General features: G+C 44.1%; 7 protein-coding genes and 1 pseudogene. 1 reads left to right on the forward strand and 7 read right to left on the reverse strand.

Features of this window, described 5'->3' with window-relative positions; all coding sequences use genetic code 11:
- Window positions 1-4: 4 nt before the first annotated feature.
- Window positions 5-4,390 (reverse strand): CusA/CzcA family heavy metal efflux RND transporter, encoded by a 4,386-nt coding sequence (locus PBAL39_RS21420; protein ID WP_008245551.1) that lies wholly within the window; start codon window positions 4,388-4,390, stop codon window positions 5-7.
- Between the two features lie 1,028 nt (window positions 4,391-5,418).
- Here PBAL39_RS21420 and PBAL39_RS21430 point away from each other — a divergent pair.
- Window positions 5,419-5,904 (forward strand): annotated as a pseudogene (locus tag PBAL39_RS21430) (ATP-binding protein); the annotation flags it as partial.
- Here PBAL39_RS21430 and PBAL39_RS21435 read toward each other — a convergent pair.
- The 6 genes from PBAL39_RS21435 to PBAL39_RS21460 form a co-directional block, all read right to left on the reverse strand.
- On the reverse strand, window positions 5,901-6,158 hold the full coding sequence (locus PBAL39_RS21435) for a hypothetical protein (protein ID WP_008245556.1): 258 nt from the start codon (window positions 6,156-6,158) through the stop codon (window positions 5,901-5,903). The pseudogene PBAL39_RS21430 and the gene PBAL39_RS21435 overlap by 4 nt on opposite strands.
- A gap of 41 nt (window positions 6,159-6,199) precedes the next feature.
- Complete coding sequence (locus tag PBAL39_RS21440; protein ID WP_008245558.1) at window positions 6,200-7,636, reverse strand: COG3014 family protein; 1,437 nt, start codon at window positions 7,634-7,636, stop codon at window positions 6,200-6,202.
- 23 nt (window positions 7,637-7,659) lie between these two features.
- Window positions 7,660-8,253: a penicillin-binding protein activator LpoB gene (locus PBAL39_RS21445; protein ID WP_008245566.1), complete on the reverse strand. Its 594-nt coding sequence runs from the start codon at window positions 8,251-8,253 to the stop codon at window positions 7,660-7,662.
- 30 nt (window positions 8,254-8,283) lie between these two features.
- The gene (locus PBAL39_RS25755; RefSeq protein WP_008245567.1) at window positions 8,284-8,706 is read right to left on the reverse strand and encodes a hypothetical protein; all 423 of its coding nucleotides are present in this window, start codon (window positions 8,704-8,706) and stop codon (window positions 8,284-8,286) included.
- A 288-nt stretch (window positions 8,707-8,994) separates the two neighbouring features.
- Window positions 8,995-9,192: a deoxyribodipyrimidine photo-lyase gene (locus PBAL39_RS21455; RefSeq protein ID WP_008245568.1), complete on the reverse strand. Its 198-nt coding sequence runs from the start codon at window positions 9,190-9,192 to the stop codon at window positions 8,995-8,997.
- A 15-nt stretch (window positions 9,193-9,207) separates the two neighbouring features.
- Window positions 9,208-9,563: DUF1731 domain-containing protein (locus tag PBAL39_RS21460; protein ID WP_008245571.1), on the reverse strand; the 356-nt coding region annotated here is incomplete at its 5' end.

Below are 9,563 nucleotides of genomic sequence, written 5' to 3' on the forward strand. Positions count from 1 at the left end.
TTTTTTATAAACCCATAAGGTATTGAAGTGTGTAAACTGATTGATTATATTCGTTGATGGCCTGCAAATAATTAAAGCGGATATCCGAATAAGTCCGTAATCCCTGCAAATACTCCACATAACCAATCTCGCCGTTCTGAAAGGCGATCTGCGACTGCTTTAGGATCAGGTTAGCGTTTGGCAAGGCACTGGTTTTATAATATTCAATACTGCGGGAATTTTTTAGTAGATCCTGGTAAGCACGGTTGTACTGTCCCTGCAAGTTGGTCCGAAACAGGCTGAACTGGCTTTCTGCCACCTGTTTTTCTATTGTGGCAGCTTTGATCCGGGAAGAAAAAGGCTTAAAAAAGAGCGGTATGGATATCCCCGCCTGAACGCCCTGAAAGCGTTTGCCCCCGTTAAAATATTGATCCTGACCGTTCACGTTCTGACTGCCAATAATAGACTGGTTAAAATAGCCAATTGTAAAATCGGGGCCGGAACGTGCTTTTTCTACTCCAATCGCCTTATCTGCAATTTCTATCTGCTGCCTTTGCAAAGCCAGCAATGGATTTCTAGTGATTGCACTATCCAGACCGGTATTGTTCCAGTCTGCCTGTCTGAACTCCTCTTTTTCTATTTCTATACTAGACTTGGAATTGAGCAGCCTTTGAAGTTCAGAGGTGTAGGCCAAAATATCCGACTGGTTCTTGCTCATCTGGTTGCGCACTTCATTATACTGGGTTTCAGCCGTAGTCTTTTCCAGCAGATTGGTTTCCCCTGCCTGGTAACGGAGTGAAGCGGCCTTTAAAAAGTTACTGTAAACACTGTCCTGGCTTTTATACAATTCCTGCAGGGCAATAAAATAAGCAAGCTGTGTGTAGGAACTCTTTACCTGGTAGGTCAGTTCTTTTTGTGTAACCGACAGGCTTATTTCTGCGCCTCTGATCTGGGCATCGTATAGATTGCGTTGGTTTTTAAACAATCCTGGGTACGGGATACTCTGCGAGGCACTAAAATTATTGTCCCTTTTTATGCCATTAATCTGACCATATTGAACCTCAATATTGGTCTTGCCCAAGTCTGTTGAACTGCTCCTTAATGCCTGCCGCTGGCTAATTTGCAAACCGGAAGACTTTACCGACTGGTTATTGCTGATTGCTGTTTGGATCGCCTGTTGCATGTTTATGGGTGAACCGGTTCCGGGCGTTTGTGCCTGTGACGCCGGAGCAAGTAAAGTAAGCCCGGCAATGAACAGTGCAATCAGGGCAGTTGGAACAACAATTTTCTTTTTACTTTTAAAGCCTTCGAAATAGGTATATAACACGGGTAAAACAATTAAGGTTAAAATAGTGGAGGTGATCAGACCGCCGATTACCACCGTAGCCAGGGGTTTTTGAACTTCCGCGCCGGCAGCCGATGATATGGCCATCGGTAAAAATCCCAATGAGGCGACGGTAGCGGTCATCAGTACCGGCCTTAAACGTATGGCGGTACCTTGGAGGACAATTTCATCTATTGCGTATTTGCCGAGTTTTTTTAGCCTGTTGAATTCAGTGATCAGTACGATACCATTCAGCACCGCTACACCAAACAAGGCGATAAAGCCGACACCTGCCGAAATACTAAACGGCATTCCCCTTAACAGCAATGCAAAGATGCCACCGATGGCTGCCATCGGAATAGCAGAAAAGATCAGAATGGATTGTTTTACGGAACCGAAAGAGAAATATAGCAGCAGTAAGATTAGCAACAACGCAACAGGTACCGCAATGGAAAGCCTTTTGGTGGCTTCCTTAAGGTTTTCAAACTGGCCTCCGTAGGTAATGTAATATCCTGCGGGTAATTTGATCTGTTGGTTAATTTTTTGCTCAATTTCGGTGACTACACTTTGGATATCACGGCCACGGACATTTAGTCCGACAATGATCCGTCGTTTGGTATCTTCCCGCTGGATCTGGTTCGGCCCAATGTTAAACTCAACATCGGCCAACTGGTCAAGTGGAACCTGATTACCGTTGGGCGCAGTTACATATACATTTTTTACATCGTCAATACCCTGACGGTTTTGCTGTGACAGGCGTACTACCATATCATAACGCTGTTCACCTTCGTAAACAAGCCCGGCGGATTGCCCTGCGAATGCGGTATTCAGTGCCTGGTTAACGGTTTCTATGCTCAGTCCATATTGTGCAATTCGGTCGCGGTTGACCTTTACGACAATTTGGGGTAGGCCAGTAGCCTGTTCAAGGTATAAATCCTTTGCGCCGTTAACCGAGGAAACAATTTTCCCAATTTTTTGCGAAATATCGGTTAAGACACCTAAGTCGTCCCCGAAAACCTTTATTCCTATATCCTGCCGCACTCCCGATATCAGTTCATTGGAGCGCAACTGGATAGGTTGGGAAAACCCGAAACTTACGCCCGGCACGTCTTCCAGTGCCTTACTCATGAGCTCGGCAAGTTCTTCCCGGTCATGAGTCGTTGTCCAGTCCTTTTTATCTTTTAATATAATGGTCAGATCACAAGCCTCCATTGGCATGGGATCAGTTGGTATTTCGGCCGCACCTATTTTTCCAATAACTTCTTTTACTTCAGGAAATTTTTTGACAAGTATCTCTGATGCCTGATTCACTTTATCAATAGTTTGGGATAGGGAGCTTCCGGTAAGCAGACGGGTTTCTACCGCAAAGTCGCCTTCTTCCAGGGTTGGGATAAATTCCCCGCCCATTCGCATAAAAAGGAATACACTAATGACCAACAGAACTACCGAGGAGACCACTACCGCCATTCTTCTACGCAGGGCTGTATTTATCATCGGATTATATTTTCGCTGGAAAAAGTCCATCATCCGGTCGGAAAGATTTTTTTTATGTGCTACTTTTTTACTTAAGACCAGTGAAGATACCATCGGCACATAGGTTAGTGAAAGTATAAAAGCACCCATGATTGCAAATGAAACAGTTTGCGCCATCGGGCCAAACATTTTTCCTTCGATACCGACTAGTGCCAGGATCGGCAAATAAACGATCAAAATGATGATTTGTCCAAAGGCAGCGGCGCTCATCATGCGGGTAGCAGATTTTTCAACCTGTTCATCCATTTCTTGCTGTGTGTATGCCCTGCCAAGGGTGTTTTCCGAGAGGATGTGCATTGTAGCCTCTACAATAATCACCGCCCCATCGACAATAAGACCAAAGTCAATCGCCCCGAGGCTCATCAGGTTTCCCGATACGCCAAAAAGGTTCATTAGTGAAATAGCGAACAGCATGGCCAGCGGTATTACCGATGCTACGACCAGACCTGCCCGGAAATTCCCGAGGAACAAAACAAGTACAAAAATAACGATTAGCGCACCTTCGATCAGGTTCTTAGCTACCGTACCCATCGCCCTGTCCACAAGCGCACTCCGGTCAAGGAAGGGCTCTATGGTAACCCCTTCGGGAAGCGTTTTACCGATGCGGTCTATTTTTACCTTAACCTGTTTGACCACGTTATTAGCGTTCGCCCCTTTGAGCATCATAACAATTCCGCCTACGGCCTCGCCCTGGCTTTTTGCCGTCGCACGGGTAAGTGCACCATAACGGATAGAGCTGCCTATCTGAACGGTTGCAATGTCCCTGATCAACACGGGTATCCCATTGGTGTTGTTCTTAACTACAATTTTGTTGATGTCGTCCAAGCTGCCGACCAGTCCCTCACTTCGGATGAAATAGGCATTTGGTTTTTTATCAATATAAGCACCGCCCGTATTCTGGTTGTTCTGTTCCAGCGATGTAAAAACATCGCTGATGCTTAGGTTAAAGCTTCGCAATTTATCAGGGTCTAAAGCAATCTCATACTGCTTTAATAGCCCGCCAAAACTGTTTACCTCGGCAATGCCCGGAGTTCCCAAAAGCTGTTTACGGACAATCCAATCCTGAATGCTCCGAAGTTCACGGGCATTAAATTTCTTTTCAAATCCCGGTTTAGCATGGATCACATATTGGTATATCTCACCAAGGCCGGTTGAAATTGGGGATATTTCTGGGTTTCCAAGCCCGCCGGGAATATTATTTTTAGCTTCGGCCAATTTTTCATTGACCTGTTGGCGAGCCCAGTAAATATCTACATCATCGTGAAACACGATAGTAACTACAGAAAGGCCGAACCTGGAGATAGAACGAACCTGCTCTATCTCGGGAATGGTAGACATGGTCTGTTCTACAGGATAGGATATTAGCCGCTCTACTTCCTGCGTGGCAAGGGAAGGACTAAGGGTTATCACCTGCACCTGGTTATTGGTAATATCTGGTACGGCATCTATGGGCAATTGACGAAGGGAATATACCCCCCATGCAATCAGCGCTAAGGTAAACAGGCCAATGACCAGTTTATTTTGTATAGAAAACTGAATGATTTTTTTCAGCATTGAATTTTAAATTAGGTATAAATAAAAAAAACAGATCAATGCGAGACTGAATCACTTCCATAAGGAATTGATTCAGGCGCAATAACTTGATAATTTAAATTAACCTAATTGGGGAGGTTGCCAAACGGAAAGAGAGGCGGAGGTTGCCTTACCGGAAATGTTGTTTGAATACTCTCTTACTATTTGTAGAGGAATATCAATAGAAATTATTGTTTGACGTACAAATGTTGGGGTGTTACAACAAGCACACACGCAGAACGGCGAACAAGCATCTGTGCAGCTTTTGTTATTTGTTTGAGTAACTGGTCTTGAAAAGCTAGTCTTAACTGAAAATTTATTATATACAGCAGCATCTGCGCAGGGAGTACAGCTCAGTGCGATTACTATAATACAAATAAGTCTGCTCCAAAATTTCACTATATACACTTTTGCCAAATATAAAAAAATATAGAGCAAAATTGAAGTGATTTAGGAAAAATAATATTTAATGAAAAATATAGAACGTCAATATCTAAATAATAGCGACAACAGAGCGATTTAAAGTATTGCAGTTGCTGATACCAGAGTTAAACAAAGATGACCCTATTCGGTTGGCGGGCTTGCTAACAACTGCTCCAGTTTTGCAATCGTCTTGCGGAACGGAAAGGCACTTCCTTCCTCGAGTTTCCTAATATGAGCAGCGTCCATTCCGAATATCACTCCGACTGTCTTATAGCTCAGCCCGTGTAGGTATCGATATTCCTTCAACCTGCCTTGCAATGTACTTATATCAAACTGCCATGGAAAGTATCCTAGAAAAGCAATAATTCGTGGATAGTACGAAACTTTCGGCTGACTCCGGTGGTTTTCCCAATACGTGATGCAATCTTCGACTACGCCTAGTGACCTCGCGACCGCCGCCTGTGACATATTTAAGTCCATTCTTCTGCGCCGTATATGTTCACCTAAAGTGACGGGATTATGTGGATATCTTACTATATTTGGCTTTGACGAGCTCTTATCGTATCGCAAACAAGGCAACGCATGTATGTCCTTGTGGATTCTATAACCATCCGGATAAGGAATGCCACTGCAGCCCGCTGTTGGTACAGAAATACCTGAGCAAAATATCCGGCCCCTTGCTGGACCGCATTGACCTGCATATCGAAGTAACACCGGTAAAATTTAAAGACCTCAGCTCTGAACAAAAATCAGAAACAAGTATGGTCATCAGAAACCGTGTAATAGAAGCCAGAAGGTTACAGGATATCCGCTTTGAGGGCATGGCCGATCTTCACTACAATGCACAGATGAGTTCCAATATGGTCAGAAAAGTCTGTAAAATCGACAAACAGGGACAAGCATTGATTAAAAAAGCAATGGATAAACTGGGCCTTTCCGCAAGGGCGTACGACCGGATCCTTAAGGTTGCAAGGACCATTGCCGATCTTGCAGGCGCGGAAGCGATTAGCTCAGCACATCTCGCAGAAGCAATACACTACCGTAGCCTTGATAGAAATACCTGGCCTACCTAGATGCTTTCCTCGTCGTCCTCATCCTCTTCTTCCGGCACGTAAGCAAGGATTTCCCTACCAATCTGGTTGATCTCTTCATCGATCTCAAACAGCGGAAGGGCAGTTTCAGGATCCAGCTTCAACCATTGGAGCTCTGTATCTTTTTGAATCTGTACGTATTCTTTACCGTCCTTAAAGATGACATAAGTATCATTTCCTTCAGGAAAAACAGCGTAGTCAACATTTCCAATGCTGATGTCAAAAGGTTCTTGCATTTCTTTTATTCTATTGTAATCATAAAAACCGGAAGCCCTAACTAACGTAGGCTAGAATAGTTGTAAAACTGCATTCTTCCAGTTCCGTTTATTGTTATCGTTTTGGTATCTGCGGCGCTGCCGTTAGCCCCGTTCAGGCTTAATGTAATCGTATTTTGTCCTTTACGCAACGGAATTCTCGCATAGTTAATGGTTGCAGGGAGCGATTGCCAGTTACGGGTATCTGCCTTTTCAGAAAGCAGACTATACAATTGAACTCCAAGGCCAAGACCTTCGAGCAGGGTGTTGTCTTTACCATTTTTCCCCGTTCCTTTTGAGCTTTCTTTCAGGATATATTCCGCCCCTTTTTTCACTGCCAGACGCGTAAGCACCTTGCTCATCTCCTTCAGAAAACGCTGATCCAGCGTTTTAAAGGCCAGTTCATTGATGTCCTCAGCTTTCTCAAAACCTACCGTATCTGTACCGTTGCTTAACGTAGCCCTGCTGAAAAAAGGCGCTCTTGCCACATACTTTGGATAAGTAGCCCTCAGACTCTGGATAGAATTCGCATTGAAACCATCATTACTGTAACTACGGTCAAAGGGAATGATGATGGAGCCGCCAACATTGGTAAAGAACAGGCCACCGTCATCACCTTTTACCAATGAAAAGAAAAATTCCTGCTGCTGTTTTACAGGTGCCATGCCGTTCTCCCAGAAGAAAATCAGTTCACCACCCTCGGGTTTTGGTTGACGTGTATAATGCATTCCAAAAAGTCCTTCAAATCGCTGAAGTTCTGCCGTAAAACCGTTCAGATCAGCAGTCCTCAGCACATCGTTTTTTAAACCAACGGGCATCTTTGTGCCATAGTAGGTCTGGTCTTTGCTGTTCAGAAAAACCTCTGCCGCATTACGATAGGCGATGAAAGCATTATTGACATCATTGTCGTATTCATAAATCAGCCCCTGCAGCATCAGTGAAAAGGCATCTTTGGAATATCTGGAATCCTTGTCATTGAACTTATCTCCCTGCTCCTGTGACTGTAAGCTGATGCGTCGTGCTTCCACAATGGCATCTTCAGTTTTGTTCAGGAAAACATAGTTGAGGGCCTTATAATAGTGGATCATGAATTTCTCAAAATCCTCCCCTTTATAAGATTGCGTCATCGGATTCACCAGCGTGCCGACAAGGGCGTCACCAGCACTGCGAAAACCGCGCTCCAGCATAGAATCAGCTTCGTTAAAATAGTGGTTACTATTTTCGTAATCCCCGGTCAGGTGACTGGTCTTGCCTTTCTCCATAAGAAAGAGCAATTGATTACGTGGCTTGCTCAGGATTTTATTCTTTTCCAGCGCCTTCTGTGCTTCAGCATAATTTCCGCTGGAGATCTCCTTATAGTAAGGCGCAATCATGTCATTGTAACTGGAACAGCTAAAAAGAAAGAGCATCAGCCCAAGAAGGACAGATGCTCCGAAAGTATTCTTGCTCGTATTTGACATAGAGATTTAGTCCGAAAACCAGACTAATTTTTAACGTATTTCGTAATTTTCTTGTCGCCGATCCATACTACTTCATTCGTTTGAATGTCGGTTAGCTCAAGGTTTACCTGGTAATAAACTACTTTTTGTCTTTTATGTGAGTCTACAATAGAATTGATTGATCCCTGAAGGATGTAATCAGCACCATTCTCTAACCCAAACTTTTTCATTGTAGAGACAGAAGCATTGTCCTGCTGATCGCCTTTTTCCGCACGCAGTTCTTCTCTTTTTTTACCTCCCTGTACCAGTCTTACACGGTCGCTGGAAATGAAAGCCTGCTCTACATCTTTCACAAAAGTCTCAGCATCGATGTGCTCATGGCTTTTGTTCGTAACGGTACCTACAATTACGACAGGTTTTTTCCCTTGTTTAGCCTCAAGATGGCTTGGTAACCATTTGCTGCCAAGTATCGTCTGGGTCATTTCTGCAGCTACCAATCGCGAATCGGTATTGTTCCAGTTTCCACTGATGTCGATTGCCTGATCGGTGTTAACACGTGTTACTTGTCTGGAGCATGAGCTGATGATCACTCCGGAAACAGCAAAAGCTGCAATTGTCATTATCTTTTTGAACTGCATATATTTAAATGTAAATTTTCTTGTGATTGATTACCAGCGGTTCCAGCGTCTGCCTCCGCCCCAACCGCCACCAAAACCATATCCAAAGCTTCCCCATCCATGACGGGAACCAAAGCCCAGGCTGATTGAAGAACCTAGTGATGGATAAAAGTAGGAGTTGCCGAAGTAAGAATTACCATAGTATGGGTTATACCAGTCGTACGCTGCATTTCTTTCCCGGCGCAGCTGACGTCTTTCTGCCCTGGCCGTATACCAGTCATAAGCTTTATAGGTATTCTGTACCGTTGTTCCCTGTGTACTGGTAAGGGAATCAGCCAGCTCAATATACTTCGCCCGTGTTTCCTGATAGCGAGGGTTCTGATCCGGTAGTAATTCTGGCTTTTGCGCATAACTCACCGTCGAATACGCAAGACCTGCGATACAACCGGCGATGATCATCAAATTCTTTTTCATCTCTTTATCAATTTATGTTTAGCTGACAGATTTGAATCTAGGGAGCATTTAACTCAAAGCAAATAAAAGCGCTTTGTATAACAAAGATATAAAGAGTTCCGCTCAACTTTGCCATAACAAAGTTAAATATTGTTAAATCAAATGCTGTTTTTACAATTAAGCCGATTAAGCGGTTAATGTTTAAAACATCCCTTTCCTGATAAGACAACAGCCCTCGTCGCCTAAGGTTTTGTACAGGCAATAGCAAGGAGTACCCAGGTTTTGTACATACCTGTAGTTCAGGGTCCTTTAGGCATTGAGCTCTTTGATGGTGTTGTAGATAAATGTTACTCTTGCATCCTTTACTGGCAGCTTGCTGAGGATGTTGGTGTCGAAGATGAACAATAGCAATACGGGATGGGGGCCTTTCAGGGCATGGTAAAGTGCAGTATGATCTTCGAGTCTTAGATCTCTTCTGAGCCAGCAGATGCTAATTTCTTTTTTCATGAAGTATCCGGGTAGTTAGGAGCCGTAAATATCGGCTAAAGCATCGTTAAGTTGTAGGTATTTAAATCTGAAACCGCTTTCCAGGAGCTTTTCTACAGAAGTATTGGTGCTCATGGTGGCGACAATGCTCATCTCGCCCATCAATAAGGATAGGAAGGATTTGGGAACCTTAAAGGGCCAGACTGGGCGGTGAAGCTGATGTGCAATCGCCTGAGTGATGGTTTTGTTGGTCACCGGATAGGGAGCACAGGCATTGTACGTGCCAGTGATGGATTCCTGTTCCAGTGCATGAATGAAGATGCCAACCATATCGTCGATGTGGATCCATGGCACCCATTGTTTGCCATCGGAGAGGGTGGCCCCGGCGAAAA

Source organism: Pedobacter sp. BAL39 (assembly GCF_000170795.1).
In the GTDB taxonomy this organism is placed as follows: Bacteria; Bacteroidota; Bacteroidia; order Sphingobacteriales; family Sphingobacteriaceae; genus Pedobacter.

Excerpts from the sequence above, each read along its gene's own strand:
- PBAL39_RS21420 (WP_008245551.1), bottom strand. The coding sequence starts at position 4,390 with ATGCTGAAAAAAATCATTCAGTTTTCTATACAAAATAAACTGGTCATT.
- PBAL39_RS21435 (WP_008245556.1), bottom strand. The coding sequence starts at position 6,158 with ATGCAAGAACCTTTTGACATCAGCATTGGAAATGTTGACTACGCTGTT.
- PBAL39_RS21440 (WP_008245558.1), bottom strand. The coding sequence starts at position 7,636 with ATGTCAAATACGAGCAAGAATACTTTCGGAGCATCTGTCCTTCTTGGG.
- PBAL39_RS21445 (WP_008245566.1), bottom strand. The coding sequence starts at position 8,253 with ATGCAGTTCAAAAAGATAATGACAATTGCAGCTTTTGCTGTTTCCGGA.
- PBAL39_RS25755 (WP_008245567.1), bottom strand. The coding sequence starts at position 8,706 with ATGAAAAAGAATTTGATGATCATCGCCGGTTGTATCGCAGGTCTTGCG.
- PBAL39_RS21455 (WP_008245568.1), bottom strand. The coding sequence starts at position 9,192 with ATGAAAAAAGAAATTAGCATCTGCTGGCTCAGAAGAGATCTAAGACTC.